Raw genomic sequence first — 16,949 nt, forward strand, 5'->3', positions numbered from 1 at the left:
AATGCACAAGGCGGTTTCATATGAGGCGGCCTTCGATGGGCTTGATTACGAATCCGGGGAATTACCGGAGGAGGCGCTTCCCCAGGAGGGCTTCGAGTTCGATTTTACGGAAGGTGATGATGAACCGGAGAGCGGCCCTGTCGCTGAGGGCCGGGGGCTCGTGTCCGGAGACCTCAACCAGGAGCTAAGGCTCGTAAATGCATACTTTAAAGAGGTAGGCACGGAAGCACTTCTCACGAGGAGGGAGGAGGTAGAGATTGCCGCCAAGATGAAGGAGTGCGAGGCGCATTCGCTTCGAATAAAGAAGGCGATAAGCCGGCTACTCGGCAGACGAGCCGCCGGTGAGCTATTCATGGACGAGCTCAAGATGCTTGCAGACGGATGCGCAGACAAACCGGTGTTGAACAGCGGGGAGAGAGACCGCTTGAGGAGGCTGGTTCATCTCCTCGAAGCATATACGAGAGCCGGAGCCAGGCTAAGGAACCGGTTTATAAAGGCTAACCTGAGACTGGTCGCCAGTCTGGCGAAGAAATACGTCGGGAGAGGGATCCCGTTCCTCGATTTGATACAGGAGGGAAACCTCGGTCTCATGAAAGCGGTAGAGAGGTTCGACCACACGAGGGGCTACAGGTTTTCGACCTACGCCTGCTGGTGGATAAACCAGTCGATGCTGAGGGGCATCTTCAACCAGACGCGGACGGTAAAGATACCGGCGTACGTTCTCGAGAAGGCCGGGAAGGTATGGGCCGAGCGGGGAAAATTTGTGGAAGAGAAGGGAAGGGAGCCATACCCATACGAGATCGCGGATTCAGTCGAGATGAGCGAGGAGAACGTAAAACAGATACTGGAATCGGGAAACGGGGTCAACATGGTAAGGCTCGACTCCCCGGTATGGGCCGGCGAGAAGGCTACATATATGGATTATATTCCCGATTCTGGCTCAACGCCCGTAGACTCGCTCATTGCCGAGATTTCCATCCCCGAGAGCGTCGAGCGGGCGTTACGCATGCTCGACGAGAGGGAGAGGGAGATCATAAAAATGAGGTTCGGCATCGGATATCAGGGGACGTTCACACTGAACGAGATCGGAACCAGGTTCGGACTAACGAGAGAGAGGATAAGGCAGTTAGAAAAGAAAGCCCTTTCAACCTTAAGGCATTCGGATTGCGCGCAGGCTCTCAAGAGCCTTATCGAGCATTGAACATGGGTCGTCGGGCCGTATGTTACATGATTATGCTCTACTTGTTGAGCCCGGCAATTCAAACCTATATATTTTCTGAAAAAATAAACGTTGGGATACAGCGAGTTACAACACTTCCAGCCCTATTCCCCTACAAATTTAGCTGTAAATTAAAAAATCTCTTGACAGTGCTGCTGTGAATGGTAATATTTTACCGACTAGTCAACTAAAGGTTTTGAATCAAATGGGACGCACGAGCGATACAAAAGAAAATCTCTTAAACAGTGCGATAGAGCTCATAGGGACTCGCAGCTACAATGCGGTCGGGGTTCAGGAGCTTTGCGAGCACGCCGGGGTGAAGAAGGGTAGTTTTTATCACTTTTTCCCTTCGAAGCGCGATCTCACTCTGGCGGCCCTGGACAGGATATGGAAGAAGTTCAAGGATGAGACTCTCGACCCGGTCTTTAACTCCGAGACTACGACACTCGAAAAGTTCCAGACGCTGCTCGCGAGGTCTTATGAATACCAGTCAAACCAAAAGGACTGCACGGGGTGTATGACCGGATGCGGCTTCGGGAATCTGGCCCTCGAATTGAGCACTCAGGACGAGGAGATAAGGAAGAAGATCGAGGAGATATTCTGCGAATGGGTGAGGTATCTGGAAAAGGTAATTGCGCAGGCCGTCGAAGAGGGTGTGCTGCCCTCGGATACCGACCCCTCCGTCACGTCGCAAGCCGTGGTCGCTTATATCGAGGGTGTTTACCTGCTGGGCAAGACATTTAACGACCCGTGCATGATACAAAGGCTCGGTGAAGGGGTGCTGAAGTTATGCATACCGAAAAAGAAGACGGGTGCATGTTCTCAAGGGTAAAAAGATCGGGGCATATATTTTTTGTTGACGAACAAACAGACCGGTCAACTATATTATCGAATCAGGAGGCGTATTTATGAAGTCCGCTAAATCTGCTCATGAAAGGATGATCTCGGTATTGAGTCTCAAGAATAAAGCCGGCTGGGGTGTCGAGCGCAGCGTAAGCGAGCTTCCCGACGAGGAGCTCGTGAGCCTGTTCGTCGCCGGAAGGGACGAAGAAGCATTCAACGAGCTCGTGAACAGGTATGGGGACAAGGTTTTCAGGCTCGCCTATAGGATAACGAATAATCAGAACGATGCCGAAGAAATACTTCAGGAGGTTTTTCTCATACTCGTGGAAAAGCTGGCTACATTCAGGAAAGAATCCAGGTTTTCGACCTGGCTTTACAGGGTAGCCTCGAACGCGAGCTTCATGTATATAAGGAATTCGAGAAGGAGCAGCGACAGGGTGCTGAGCCTGGACGACTATAAGCCCTATAACGATTACGGTGTGCTCGACGGTGTCGAGGAGAGGGACTGGAGCGGCAGGCCTGATTCCGAGCTCCTCGGAAAGGAGGGTAGAAACGTTATAGAAAAAGCCATAGGCGAGCTGCCGGAAGAGTACCGGGTGGTCTTTCACATGAAGGATATTGAAAAAATGACGAGTAAAGAAATATCAAGCATATTGAAGCTTTCGGTGCCGGCGGTGAAATCGAGGGTGTTAAGAGCGAGGCTCTTCCTGAGGGATAAGCTTTCGGAATACTATTCGGAGCTAGATAACGGCTAGGTTATTCCCGCACGGCTTCCTTGAGTATGGGTTCGAGCTCGCCCGACTCGTCCATTTCGACGCATATATCGCACCCGCCTATGAACTTTCCGCCGACGAACAGCTGGGGGATCGTTGGCCACTGGGAATACTCCTTGATTCCCTGTCTGATCTCGGGGTCCGCAAGCACGTCGACGGTCTCATAATCGACGCCGTAGGAGTTCAATATCTGCACGACTTTCGCCGAAAAACCGCACTGAGGCATTTCCCTCGTTCCCTTCATAAATAAAATCACTTTGTTGTTCGCGATCTGCGATTCTATTTTCTTTTGCACGTCTTCCATTTTATACCGCCTCCCGATTCTAAACGATCTGCTATAAATTCAAGCGCCTGACCATACGGCACGATCCGTGTTTCGAGCTCTATTTAATCTTTTCCCGCTGTTCGGGGGTGTAGGTCTTGAGCGATAGCGCGTGGATCCTTTCCTTCATGGCGTCGCCCAGGACCTTATATACTAGCTGGTGGCGCTCGAGCAGTGTCTTTCCGTTAAATTCGCTTGATACGATTACCGCTTCGAAATGCGTCCCGTCCCCGTCCACATCGACGGAAGAACCCGGCATTCCGGCCTCAATCATGGCTTTGATTTCCTTCGGATCCATCGGATTATTATAAATGTTTTTAGTACCCTTTCAAGAAACCGGTGCTCCGCGGGGCTATTGAAACGGAGGGCTTGGAAACCTATAATTTCAAGCGTGAGCTGGAGAACCGCTGTCGGCATTATTATTCTCATAGTCCTTATTTTCGGGGTCTCAAAACTCCTGGGGCGCCTCGGGGAAAAGCACGACCCTTCCGATTCTTATCTGCGCGAGATGGTCCATACGACGAAGAAAGTCAGGGATCTTAAGGAAGAGAGGTCGAAGCTGATAAAGGAGCAGGAAGAAGACGTTCTCGAACCTGAATAAACGAAACCTCCGTGCCGGTTTCATTCCCTGCGCCCGTATACAATGACACGAGCAAAGTCTATGAGCGGAATTGAGAGATGAGCAAGTTCGGCGTCAGCCCCGCGAAGGAGAAAGCCCTCATTGAAAGGATGGCCGAGCTTGGAATACGCGAAAACGACCTGGAGGAGACGTTTCTCAAATCGGGGGGGCCGGGCGGACAGAACGTCAACAAGGTCTCTACATGTGTCCGGCTGAAGCATATCCCGACTGGATTAGTGGTAAGGGCGGATAAAGAACGCTCACAGGGGCTCAATCGTTTTCTCGCCCGGAGGGTGCTCGTATCGAAGATCGAAGAAACGGTGTCAGGCAGGCCGTCGCCTGGGGCGATCAAGAGGGAGAAACTCCGGAAGCAGAAGAAGAGGAGGGAGAGGAGAGCCAGATCTAAGTCCCTACCGGAATGAACCCCGCCCGAGCCTCTCCGGCACTTGATACGCGCGAGAACTGACCCCTCTATTCCCTCACCCTGTACAGCTTGTATCCGCCGATCTCTTTCTCGAGATAATAATTATCGCTGATGAACTCGTCGATATAGTCGATGCGGGTTATCTGCCCTTCGTGTTTACCTTCATAGACAACGAAATATTCGGGCTTGTTGGCGTTTAACGCCGGCGGCACCGTTTCCTTAAGATTTAATATCTCGAAGAGGACTTCGTGGTGATTGGGCCACCAGAAGTCTTTTATAGGCGCCCTTCTGTCTGAAAGGAATTGTACTATAGGCTGCCCGCCGATAACGAGAATGGTGTCATCCTCCGAAGTATTGCTTCTTATATAATCGGCGACCGCGTAGCTTGTGTCCGCTTCGAACCACACCTTGTCTTCGTTCTTCACGTACCGGATCGTCTCCGTTACGGGGTAGTGGACCAGGAACACCGCCGCGAGTATGACGATCAGCGCCTGGACGTATTTTCCACCGAGCCCGAGCTTCGAGACGCCGAGAGCGGTCAATAGAGAGAAAGACAGGCTCATTTGAAGGTAATAGTGCGGAAACATACGCCTTCCCCAGAGCACTCCGACGAGCGAGAGAACCGTTAGAGCTGCGATGAACAGGAGAGACCTTTTTCCCTCGTCGCCGAACTTCCGCCTAAAAAGCTGAATCAGGATGACTAACGACGAAACGGTGGCCAGGAGCGTCGTGAAGTCTCGGCTCCATACGACAGCACCGTAAATAAAATAGTACAGGTTATCTACCGCTTCCCTGAACGAAACAGCCCCTACGTATCTGCCGTTGATAACGAAATACGTATAATAGAAATCGTATACGGCTCCGTGAATCGAAAAATATATGGTGAGGACCGATACTATCGACAGGACGCCCAGGGAGTACGAGGCCGATTCCTTTATGAACGATTTTATATCGAACCTTCGGTGTTTAACGTTCCTGTAAATTATAAACAGAGGCACTACGAAGGCTGAGAACACCGCTGTGCCCTTCGTAAAGAAAGCAGCCGCCGTAAAAAATCCGCTCAGGAATAAAAGCGTCAATCCCCCTTTTTTCTCATAATCCAGAAAACAGAGAAGAGCCAGAATTACTGGAAGCATCATGAAGAGCTCGCCGTTTGAGGCCAGCCCTCCCATACCCGGCGTCGTAAAACTCAGGCCGTAGATTAAAGGCGGGATAAGGGATGTAAAGCCCTGAAAGAACCTCCGGGCCAACAAATAGACGAAGAACATGGATAGAAGAAGATAGAGCGTGGTATAGATGCGAAGCGCGGCGATGCTTTCGTCGAAGAGGAGGATCACGGGGACGAACGCGAAGAATAGAAAAGGGCCTTTTGTGTCCCAGGAGGTCTTATAAGGCACTCCCCCGTTAGCTACGTCCTGGGCGATAGTAAAGTAAACGGACTCGTCCCAGTCTATCACCGAGACGTCCGCGACCGGCAGCCTAAGTGCGAAAATCAGAAGCATTATCAGGAATAGCCAGACGGACTGGCTGTTTAACAAGCCTTTAAGTGTCATCTTCTCATCCGTTCCCACGTGGGGACATATTATAATATTCGATTCATTTTGTGAAGCTGCACGTTCATCCCGGAGGCGGGATTTGACTGATCGACGAGAGCGAAGCAACTCATCCGTCCGGGTTTCATTTCACGTAATTTATTTAGGCGCATAAGGCGGGTATCGCTTAGTTGAAATTTTCCGTGAATTAATTGTTAATCGGCGAGTACTTACACGTAAGTTATTGACAACGAAAAACGTTTAACTGTAAATTTTCAAAAGGCGTGGATTTCTTAATTTAGAGAACACTACTCAGAAGGAGGATTTTCAGCCGTGACGAGGATAAGGAAATACTTCCCTCTCATTATTTTCATAATTCCGGTAACAGCGATTTTATTAATCTTAGGACCGACCAGGTTCAACAAGCCCGTAAAGGGGAGCTCCGATTCTCTGAGCGTTCGGACAGAGAACGACTTCGTTACGGACCCCGGACTTGTAGCCCTGCCCGGGGAGGACATAGTGGCTGTGCTTCTGGAATCCCAGGACTGCAGCGTTCTCGAGAAAGACACCGGGGGTAAGGGTTACGACATAATCCCGTATAGATATACGGCGCCGATGGAGCAGACGTTCTGCTGGGACGACCGGAACAAGGGTGCGGGGCATTACATGGTGCTGGTAGACGACGAGGGCGTTGAGGTTCTTCAAGTTAATGCGAACGGGGAATGCGCTACGGGGACGGTGGAGGCCGGGGATTACGAGATGAGGGTGTTCCACGACGAGGAGACGGAGAAGAACGTGGCCGTGTTCATAGTGCCCGAGAACAACAAATCTACTCTCAGCACTGCGTCGGACGAGACGCTCGAGAATATATCAACCTTTCTCGATACGGACAGGTGCGTGGGGTGTGATCTTTCTGGGGCGAACCTTTACAATGCCGATCTCAGCGGAGTGGACCTTGAGGGGGCGAAGCTTAATGACGCGATATTGGCTAATGCGGATCTGAGCGGAGCAAACCTGAAAGGGGCTGAGCTTAAGAACGCTGACCTGACGGGGGCTAAGCTGAAGGGGGCGGCGCTTGCAGGAGCGGACCTCACGAACGCGGTTCTAATAAACTCGGACCTTTCGGACGCGGACCTCACCGCGGCCAACATGGAGGGCGCGGACGTAACGGGGGCTAACGTCACGGACGCTCAACTTTCAGGGGCGGTTACGACAGGGATAGTACGAAATAATATTGACACGGGTGAAGAGATTAAACCGAGGGTCCACGAGGACATGGTTTCAACCGTCACCTGCACTACTGGTGCAATAGCCGCCGGAACGGGGGAGGACCTCGATGTCACGGGCCCGTGCACGGTCGGCGCGGGGACTTACCACTACCGCAACGTTCATATATATAACGGCGGCTCGCTCACTTTCGAGGACGCCGTAATTCATTTCTGGGCTTACAACATACTTGTGGAAAATAACGGGAGCCTAATTGCGGGTTCTGTAACAACTCCTATCGGCGCAGCCGGCGGTAAACTGACGATTCATTTATACGGCGAGGACCAGGGCAACGGCGGAAAAGGCGTTCTCTGCAAAACGGGCGACATGTGCGGCGTGGATACCAACATATGGAACAACGACCATACGAGCAAGCAGAGCCTGCCCGGTCCGGTATCCGACTTCTTCTACCAGTACCATCACCTGCCTGTTGACTCGGGCGATACTCATGGCTACTTCGGGTACAAGACTCTCGCGGTCTCTTACGGCGGGACTTTGAGATTGTTCGGAAAGAAGGGGGCACTTTATCCCGATACAGCTCCCTCGCCTTCCGATTCCGGAATGAGCTGGGTGCGTCTAAACGGCACGGTCAACGTCGGAGCCACGCAGCTTACGGTCGACCGTCCCGTCGATTGGGGAGTCGGGGACAGGATCGTGATCACTACGACCGACTATCTCCCCGCGCATTCCGAGGTCCTCGAAATAATAGCGCCGCCAGTCAGCAGTACGACGTTTAATTTCAAGGTCATAAACCCGTTCACGGGCGCGGAAATACCCGGCGGGCTGAAGTACAGGCACCACGGCGTCACTTACCCCCTGACCGCGATACCTACTTCATACGGAATAAACATCAAGGTCAACGGCCAGCCGGCCGCCGAGACAAGGGCTGCAGTTGCGCTGCTGTCGCGCAGCATACGCATAGTTTCGGGGGGCGACACTTTCAACGCCGCGAACCCCACGTGTGAATACGACTGCCTCAGCAGCTCCCCCGCGACCTATCACTTCGGGGGCCACACGAGCGTGAGACAAGGGGCTAAAGAGGTCAAGATACAGGGCGTCGAGTTTTACCAGCTCGGGCAGGGCGGGAGGCTCGGACACTATCCGGTCCACTTCCACATAGCGAGGCAAGTTCCGGACGGCACTTTCGTGAAGGACTCCTCCATATGGGATTCGATGACCCGGTTTATCACCATACATGCGACCCAGGGCGTTACGCTCGCGAGAAACGTGGGTTTCATGTCCATAGGCCACGGTTTTTATCTCGAGGACGGCACGGAGATAAACAACAAGCTCTATTCGAATATAGGCATACTTGCGCGCGCGGCGGTAAACAACCCTCAGAACCCGCGCCAGGTGCCGGGCATACTCGCCTGGAGCGGGAACCCCGGCGCTCCGCTGGTTCCTTATAATTCGGATATCTACAATCCAACCGTTTTCTGGATCATGAACGGGTGGAACGATTTCGAATATAACATGGCCGCGGGCGCAACCGGGTGCGGCGTGTGCTACTGGCTCCTTTCCGGCGCCAACAGCGGCGCTTCGCAGGGCATGAAGTGGGAATCCTACGCCTCGATGCAGAGCGGCCCGGTCAAGACGGTAGACATGAAGACGTACGAGGAAAATTTCGGCAGGGCAGGGATGACGCCTCTTAAATCGTTCGTAGGCAACTACTGCACGTCGGCAATGATGTCCTTCAATACCGTGGGAGCCACTGATTCATGCATAGGCGTGAGCAGCTTCACTCCGCTTACCAACCCGCTGGCCGAGACGCCGGCAGGGGATAAAAACATGGAAACCTATTACCCGAAGGTCGACCCCGGAGGCGGACGCTTCGCCACCAGGTGCGACGGCACTGACTGCGGCCCGACGGCGATACCGAACAGGTGCAGCACCGGCGACCGGAGCAAGTGCATGGTCACTGTACTCGACAGGTACACTTCGTCCTTCCACTGGCCTCAGCAGAATTTCGCCGCGATATGGCTCCGTCCGCAGTGGTACCTCTATATAAATAGCTTCCTCTCAGACGTGCAGAACGGCGGGCTCGGCTTCGTTACCGGAGGGGACTATACGCTTGCGAGCGTAATCCCGGGTCTCTGGCAGCTTGCGACGAAATCCGTCTTCGTAGGACATACACAGACCGATAACCCTCTCTCTTCGAACGCAGGGCCGTTCAACCCGCTCAAGAGCACAGACATGAAGATTTCCGGCCTTGTCTGCGACAACGGCGATGCCAACCACTGCAGGTCGGCAGCGGAGGGTATAAGCATGCCGATCGACAATTTCGGCGTGAATCAGCGTTTCTACAACATATACGACGGCCCCAATTACCAGGACACGAACGCGTACCTCGACATAACGGAAACAAATCTCAACCCGGTGTGCCAGCCGGGCAATTGTCCCCAGTTCGGACCGGGAATCGGCATGCCTGCATGGATGTATACGCGGGTTATAGGAGTACCTGTAAACAAGACGAAGAACGCGTGTGTCCTGCCGAACGCGGCTATAGGATGGAAACAGCCGAACGGATTTTTCTATCCCCCTGCTTTCCATTCGGAGAAGCTTTATTTCCACAATGTGGACATACGACATTATGTGCTTGAGCCTCTTTGGGATGCCGGTACATATACAACGAATGAGGATAAAGTCAAAACGGATTACTGCACGTTTCCAGCAAGCAATATGTTCGGAAACTTCAGCAGTGTCGACAGGCAGACCGTGCTAAACGACGACGACGGGTCGCTCACCGGACTATTGAGTCCCCCTGTTCCCGCCAAGGGTGAAACTATTTCAGTGAACCTCGACCCCTTCTTTAACGCACCGATTGAAGCAACTGAGTGCGAGTCCTTCAACACCGCAAAAACGAGTCCGTACGAGTACCTATCTACCATTATTTATCCGGGTTGTGTGGGGAACAAGGACTGCGGCGCAAAGTGCGCCATCGACCAGAAGCCGTGCCTCGATAACAGCAACTGCGGCGGGGTTTGCAAGATCGACCACAAGTCATGCTCCACTAACAACGATTGCAATTTGAGTAATCCGGACAATACGTGCGACTTTGGCCTCAATGCGTGTAATCTCAATGTTTCTTACTGGTCAAGGCCATGTACTAACGCATCCTGCTACGGTGTCCCTCTGGAGAGGCAGCTCTTGACGTCAGCGGACAATCCTGATTTGTCCACAACGGGAATCCGAATGGCCGGGATGGATCTCTATCAGAGGAGCATGATGACGCTCAACGACGGCGTTTATTACATTGATACGACGGTTTCGGAGGCCGAGCAGAGAAAGACCGCGCAGAACCTGAACGTGTTTAAGCCGGGGGATACATACTATGTGTTCTTCCTCTACGCCAAGCCGAGCACGAAGCAGACATACCAGATATACGTGGGCACAGGGCTTAACCTTGACACCGATGTCAACATCGTACGTGCCAACATTGCCGGTTTTCCGATCATGTTCCCTGCAGGACCGGCCGACTGGGGCAGCGTCGGGTGGACGAAGAATTACGACAGCAATACTGGCATACTGACCGTCACTGTCGATATGAGCTCGTTCGCTACGGAATTCGCAGACACAAAGAAAGATTTCTGCCAGCCGGCGAGCTTCTGCACCCTGACCGGGGATACATGCGGATGCTCGACCTCGCTCCCGAGTGACCAGCTTGCGGCTTGCCAGGCGGGCAATATATGCGGCAAGTGGGCGGGAAAGGATATAGACTGTCCCAAGGGCGGGTGCCTCGGTTTCTCGTTCAAACTCCCGAATCCGGGTTTCGTCGCGGACAATAAGGGGAATATCCTCCAACCCACGGGACACCGCCCAAAGCCTGTGTGCTTCCCGAACGAGGCTCCCTGGAATATAAGCCTGACGCGCGCGTCTGTTGAAGTCGCGGGCTCGTGCTCGACTACGCCGATAGACAATCCCAAGTTCTGCTCGCCGGGTGTTCCGCCTCCACCTCCGCCTCCGACCGAGCCTCCACCTCCGCCCCCGCCTCCTCCCCCAGGCGCTGATAAGGACAACGACGGAGTTGGGGACGACGTTGATTCCGACGGTGATAACGACGGCATTCCTAACAGCATGGAATCGTCATCGAGCGCTACAAACGTATTGAGCTCGACGCGCCTGACGATACTCAACGACCCCGACGGGGACGGGATACCGAACGAGTTCGACCTTGATTCGGACGGGGACGGCATCCCCGACCACTTCGAAGCGGGCGGGAACAACGATGCGAACAGGGACGGACTTGCGGACAACCATATTGATACGGACGGGGACGGCCACCACGACGCGCACGATCCCGAAACGGGCGGCGCTCTCCTGCCGCTCCACGACACGGACGGGGACGATATACCGGACTTCCTGGATACGGATTCGGACGGGGACGGCGTTACAGACACGAATGAAACTGCGGGCTGTGTGGATGCGGACGGGGACGGTGAGCACGATAATTCCGGTGATTCGAACAGTGACGGACTTCCGGACAGCGTTCATCCCGCTACGGGCGCCCCGTGCGGTTTAATCGATTCGGACGGTGACGGGATTTTCGACCACCTCGACGCCGTGCACGACGGAGGGGGTGTTGAAGATGACGGAGGCGGGAACTGCGCGATCGCCGGAACCGGTAGCGGCAAAGGAAGCCTCGCCGGACTCCTGCTCGCGTATTCTCTCATACCCGCAAGCATCCTTGTACGCAGGAAGATGAGGAGTTAGTACGACAAATTCGTCTGCACTCAATCGTCCTTACAGCATTGCTTCGAGCGGGGTGTCGCGTGTCGTAACGACACCCTGTTCGAAACTCCTCCCTGCGGTAAACCGGTTACCGGGTTAATCAATCGATATAAACAGTAGTCTTTTGGTTTTTTATGTTCTTTTGATATATAAATACAAGAAGCGTTAAAATTATCATGGAGTTGGATGTTTCTATAATTGGGGCAATACCTTGAAGGAGGATATTCAGCCGTGACGAGGATAAGGAAATACTTCCCTCTCATTATTTTCATAATTCCGGTAACAGCGATTTTATTAATCTTAGGACCGACCAGGTTCAACAAGCCCGTAAAGGGGAGCTCCGATTCTCTGAGCGTTCGGACAGAGAACGACTTCGTTACGGACCCCGGACTTGTAGCCCTGCCCGGGGAGGACATAGTGGCTGTGCTTCTGGAATCCCAGGACTGCAGCGTTCTCGAGAAAGACACCGGGGGTAAGGGTTACGACATAATCCCGTATAGATATACGGCGCCGATGGAGCAGACGTTCTGCTGGGACGACCGGAACAAGGGTGCGGGGCATTACATGGTGCTGGTAGACGACGAGGGCGTTGAGGTTCTTCAAGTTAATGCGAACGGGGAATGCGCTACGGGGACGGTGGAGGCCGGGGATTACGAGATGAGGGTGTTCCACGACGAGGAGACGGAGAAGAACGTGGCCGTGTTCATAGTGCCCGAGAACAACAAATCTACTCTCAGCACTGCGTCGGACGAGACGCTCGAGAATATATCAACCTTTCTCGATACGGACAGGTGCGTGGGGTGTGATCTTTCTGGGGCGAACCTTTACAATGCCGATCTCAGCGGAGTGGACCTTGAGGGGGCGAAGCTTAATGACGCGATATTGGCTAATGCGAATCTCTCAGGGGCTAACTTAAAGGGGGCGGAGCTCAGGAACGCTGACCTGACGGGGGCTAAGCTCAAGGGTGCAACACTTGCGGGTGCAGATCTCACGAACGCGGTGCTTATAAACTCGGACCTCTCAGACGCGGACCTCACCGCGGCCAACATGGAGGGCGCGGATGTGACGGGGGCTAATTTCGGTAATGCAAACCTTACGGGCGTCTTACAAACCAAATCCGCTGATACGGGCGCCGACGCCGGTGAAGATATTGTCTCACTGAGCGAGGAGCTGGAGGCCGCTCCAACAGACACATGTTCCGAGGGTAAGCTCGCGCCGGGGGACGGAACGAAGGACCTCCTTATATCTGCTAAATGCGATGTGTCGGCTGGAGTATACCTTTATCAGAACGTAAACGTTATACAAAACGGCGTGCTCAATTTCGTGGACGGGGGCGGAGAGACGCATTTCTGGGCCAAGTCTATACTGGTCGAGAACAACGGAACTATATCGGCGGGAACCACGCAGGCGCCGTTCGGGAAAAATAAGAGCGTCCTAACGATACACCTCTACGGGGGCGACAGCGACAAGACGGGCATTGAATGCAGGACTCCCAAGCAGAATACAAATGATCCGCCGTGCGGCATAGACAAGAATGTGTGGACCTCAAACGGTGGATCAAAAGTCACCCTGCCGCCGGGTAACATTTCGGATTATTTCTACCAGTATACTCAGCACGATAATACGCAGGGCGAAACGGGTTTCTTCGGCAGAAAAGTATTAGCTGTATCCTACGGCGGGACTTTGAAGCTATACGGCAAGAAGGGTGCTAAATACGGGGACAACATTCCAAATTACGACTCGGGCACTAGCTGGGTGAGGCTAAAGAACGACAAAGACGCATCCAAAACACTAATCTTTCTCGACCGCGACGTGGATTGGGAAGTGGGGGACCGCATAGTGGTCACCACTACGGACTACCTTCCCGGGCATTCCGAGGAGCTTCAGATCGTAAAGAAAGAGGGACCGAGAAAGCTCAGGATAACTATTGTCGACCCCGCGACGAATATGCCGCCCGCGGGCTGTGTCACCGATAATCCCAATGTAGACAAGTGCGGTCTCAGGTGGGTGCATAACGGGGATACTTACCCGGATACTGACTTCAACTTTCAGAGTGACGATCTTAAGCGCCTGAGTCTCAATATCAAACTAGCCAACGGCGGGGTCGACAACGGGAAGGCGCTTGCCGAGACCAGGGCCGCTGTCGCGCTCCTCTCCCGCAGCATACGCATAGTGTCCGCGGGAGACAGTATCCCGGCTGAATCCGGCAGGAAGTGCAAGTTCGACTGCTTCCCGACGGGATTTTACGGCGGCCATACCATGTTAAGGCAGGGCATTAAGCTCGTACAGATACAGGGGGTCGAGTTTTACCAACTGGGCCAGGGAGGGCGGAAGGGACGCTACCCGGTCCATTTGCACCTGCTCCGCAAAGCGCCTCCTACTACGTTCGTTAAAGATTCTTCAATAAACGAGTCTATGACCAGGTGGATTACGTTCCACGGCACGCAGAACGTGACCGCCGCGAGGAACGTGGGCTGGAAGTCCATAGGGCACGGATATTATCTCGAGGACGGCACGGAGACGGATAACAAGTTATATTCGAACATAGGTATCTTCGCCCGGGCTGCGCTCAACAACGTACAGAACCCGCGCCAGGTGCCCGGAATTCTGGCGTACGCAGTTGCCGACGTACCTTTTGGAAAGCAGGACACGGTTGCCGTCCCCTACCACAGTGATTACGCGCAGCCAGCAGTGTTCTGGATAATGAACGGATGGAATGACTTCGAATACAACATGGCCGCGGGGGCGAACGCATGCGGCATCTGTTACTGGTGGCTGCCGGGAGCTATAAGCGGCATGTCGCAGGACCAGAAATGGGAGTCCTACGCCTCGCAGCAAAGTAATCTGGGCAGGGCGGGACTCACACCGCTCAAGAATTTCAAGGGCAATTACTGCTCTTCGGCGATGAACGCCTTTAATTCCATACAGGATATAAGCCCGTGTCTCGGCGTCGGCGGTATTGGAGGCACGTTCCCGACCCTCGAGCCTGTTACCGTAGGAAACATTTCACCTGCGCCTAAGCCGGGGGAGGGGGAAAGATATTATCCCAAGGTTAACGGTTCGCATAATCCTACGAAATGCGACCAGACTGACTGTTCTAATGCGCCCGTCTGTACATCGGGAGACCGAAAAAATTGCGTGGTCGCTGTTATAGACCGGCTTACTACTGCGTTTCACTGGGCCGAGACGAATTTTTCGGCAATATGGCTCCGCCCGCGGTGGTATCTCGTCATAAACAGCGTGATATCGGACGTACAGAGCGCGGGCCTGACATTCGTGACCGGCGGCGACTATACGGAATCGAATTTCTTCCCCGGACAGTGGCAGCTAGCTAGGCAGAATGTATTTATAGGTCAGACTCAGCCCAATAATCCACTCGCGTCGGCCGCGGGACCTGTCAATAAGGGTACGAATCTTAAATGCGCGGACCAAACCAACGGCGTCGTAGTCAATAGTTATTGCCTACTCAAGGATGAGGGAATAAGCTTCCCCCTCGCAAATTTCGCGAACAACCAGCGTTTGTTCAATATATACGACGGCCCGAGTTTCGAAGACTCGAATGCCTTTTTCGACATCAAAAAGACGTTTATAGACGATTGCACGGTTGGGCAAGGTAGCTGCTCGGCAAGTAAGTCGATGTACGGAAGGGTTCCGCTTATGCCTTATGATAAGAAGAAAAATCAGTGCTATCTGCCGAACGCAGCGATCGCATGGAAACAGCCGAACGGCTTTTACTACCCTCCGGCATTCCACTCTGCGAACCTCTATTTCCGGAACAACGTCGATATACGCCATTTCGTTATAGAGCCGCTGTTTCAGCCGGGCAAGTTCGCATTCCAGTCTGACGACGAGCGCACAAAACAGAATTACTGTACCTTCACACTTAACAACTCCGAAGGTTTCGGGGGATCGTTCGGCAATTTCTCTGCTATCGACAGGCAGACCATACTCAACGACGACGACGGCTCGCTGACCGGGCTTAAGAACACGATATCCGTAAATGAGGACCCGTTTTTTAACGCTCCGACTGAAACGCTCGAATGTCAGTCGGAGGAGACGGCCAAAACCAGTCCTTATGACTATGTAACGACGGTCATATATCCGGACTGTGTGGCGAAAAAGAACTGCGGCGGTGTATGTAAAGTGGACAAGAAACCATGCGCCGATACCAGTAATTGCGCGGATATTCCGAATAATACGTGCGATGACAGTAACGCGTTCTGGAACAGCGACTGCGGGAGCTCTTTCTGCTACGGCGTCCCGCTTTACAGGCAGTTACTTACCAAAGACGAAGCAAGCAACACGAAAGGCGCCGAGATACGCATGATGGGAATGAACTTTTTCCAGAGGAGCAACCTCACGGCAAACCACGGCGTTTATTACATTGATACTACGGTTTCAGATGCGAACCAGAGGGCGGGTCTGAATCTAGCGCCTCTTCAGAAGCCTTCCGTGAACGTATTTAAGGGCGGTGAAACTTATTACGTACTCTTCATATTCGCCAAGGCTAACACGAAGCAGACTTACCAGATTTATGTCGGGAACGGGTTCGATCCTGAGAAAGACGTAAGCGGAATACAGTCCCCCCTTAAAAAGAGCCGTCCGCTCGACGTTAATTCTATAAGCTGGCCGGCTAAATGGACGAGAAAATGGTATAAAGACGACCCGTCGACGGGCATCCTGGAAGTTACGGTGGATTTCAGTGACTTCAAGACGCAGTTCGATAACGCCAGGAAGGACAGGTGCCAGCCGGAGACTTTCTGCACGTGGACCGGTTCCGCCGCTACGGGCTCGTGCGGATGTTCTGATAAGCTGAAGACGAGCAACCCCGAGCTCTACGCTGAATGCACAAAGTCGCTCGGGGATAATAAGAACAATATATGCAGCTGGGCTGTGAGAGCGGTCGACTGCCCCGAGGGCGGCTGCTACGGGTTTGCGGTCAATCTGAAGAATGATCCCCCGGCCGAGCCTATTGCCCCTCCGGCGCCGTGCTGCTTCCCCGATAACCCAGACTGGAATGTTAACTTCAGCCCGGTGGGACAGAACGTAGCCGGGAGCTGTCAGGACTCGAATCCGCCGAAACCTGAGTTCTGCACTTCTCCGGTATGTCCGACGACACAGTTGTAATGTTTAAGTGATCTGAATAGTCTGCTGCCGGTCCGAGAGGGCCGGCGGCACTCTTTGGGACGTACACTCCTGTTAAAATAATCCTGTGCAAGCGAG

General features: G+C 53.4%; 10 protein-coding genes. 7 read left to right on the plus strand and 3 right to left on the minus strand.

Annotated elements, in window-relative coordinates; genetic code table 11:
- Position 1 precedes the first annotated feature (1 nt).
- The 3 genes from AB1598_12305 (at position 2) to AB1598_12315 (ending at position 2,817) form a co-directional block, all read left to right on the plus strand.
- Positions 2 to 1,201 (plus strand): sigma-70 family RNA polymerase sigma factor, encoded by a 1,200-nt coding sequence (locus AB1598_12305; protein ID MEW6145788.1) that lies wholly within the window; start codon positions 2 to 4, stop codon positions 1,199 to 1,201.
- A gap of 223 nt (positions 1,202 to 1,424) precedes the next feature.
- Positions 1,425 to 2,051, plus strand: a complete 627-nt coding sequence (locus AB1598_12310; GenBank protein ID MEW6145789.1) for a TetR/AcrR family transcriptional regulator — start codon at positions 1,425 to 1,427, stop codon at positions 2,049 to 2,051.
- 76 nt (positions 2,052 to 2,127) lie between these two features.
- Positions 2,128 to 2,817 (plus strand): sigma-70 family RNA polymerase sigma factor, encoded by a 690-nt coding sequence (locus AB1598_12315; GenBank protein ID MEW6145790.1) that lies wholly within the window; start codon positions 2,128 to 2,130, stop codon positions 2,815 to 2,817.
- Position 2,818: 1 nt separating this feature from the next.
- Here the strand turns inward: AB1598_12315 and grxD are convergent, their stop codons facing one another.
- On the minus strand, positions 2,819 to 3,139 hold the full coding sequence (grxD, locus tag AB1598_12320) for a Grx4 family monothiol glutaredoxin (GenBank protein ID MEW6145791.1): 321 nt from the start codon (positions 3,137 to 3,139) through the stop codon (positions 2,819 to 2,821).
- A 79-nt stretch (positions 3,140 to 3,218) separates the two neighbouring features.
- A complete protein-coding gene (locus AB1598_12325) occupies positions 3,219 to 3,431 on the minus strand; it encodes a BolA family protein (protein ID MEW6145792.1) in 213 nt (70 codons plus the stop codon).
- Positions 3,432 to 3,548: 117 nt separating this feature from the next.
- Between AB1598_12325 and AB1598_12330 the strand changes: the two genes are divergently transcribed.
- Positions 3,549 to 3,758, plus strand: coding sequence for a hypothetical protein (locus AB1598_12330; protein MEW6145793.1), 210 nt, complete (start codon positions 3,549 to 3,551; stop codon positions 3,756 to 3,758).
- A gap of 77 nt (positions 3,759 to 3,835) precedes the next feature.
- Entirely contained in the window at positions 3,836 to 4,198 is a 363-nt protein-coding gene (locus tag AB1598_12335; GenBank protein MEW6145794.1) for a peptide chain release factor-like protein, read from the plus strand.
- A 49-nt stretch (positions 4,199 to 4,247) separates the two neighbouring features.
- On the opposite strand, the gene AB1598_12340 is transcribed toward AB1598_12335, so the two are convergent.
- Positions 4,248 to 5,753 carry a glycosyltransferase family 39 protein gene (locus AB1598_12340; GenBank protein MEW6145795.1) on the minus strand — a complete coding sequence of 502 codons (1,506 nt, stop codon included), beginning with the start codon at positions 5,751 to 5,753 and terminating at the stop codon, positions 4,248 to 4,250.
- Positions 5,754 to 6,065: 312 nt separating this feature from the next.
- Between AB1598_12340 and AB1598_12345 the strand changes: the two genes are divergently transcribed.
- Together AB1598_12345 and AB1598_12350 are read left to right on the plus strand one after the other, a co-directional pair.
- Entirely contained in the window at positions 6,066 to 11,708 is a 5,643-nt protein-coding gene (locus AB1598_12345) for a pentapeptide repeat-containing protein (protein MEW6145796.1), read from the plus strand.
- 249 nt (positions 11,709 to 11,957) lie between these two features.
- The gene (locus AB1598_12350) at positions 11,958 to 16,853 is read left to right on the plus strand and encodes a pentapeptide repeat-containing protein (GenBank protein MEW6145797.1); all 4,896 of its coding nucleotides are present in this window, start codon (positions 11,958 to 11,960) and stop codon (positions 16,851 to 16,853) included.
- The last annotated feature ends 96 nt before the right edge of the window (positions 16,854 to 16,949 follow it).

Source organism: Thermodesulfobacteriota bacterium (assembly GCA_040754335.1).
GTDB lineage: Bacteria > Desulfobacterota_D > UBA1144 > Nemesobacterales > UBA2774 > 2-12-FULL-53-21.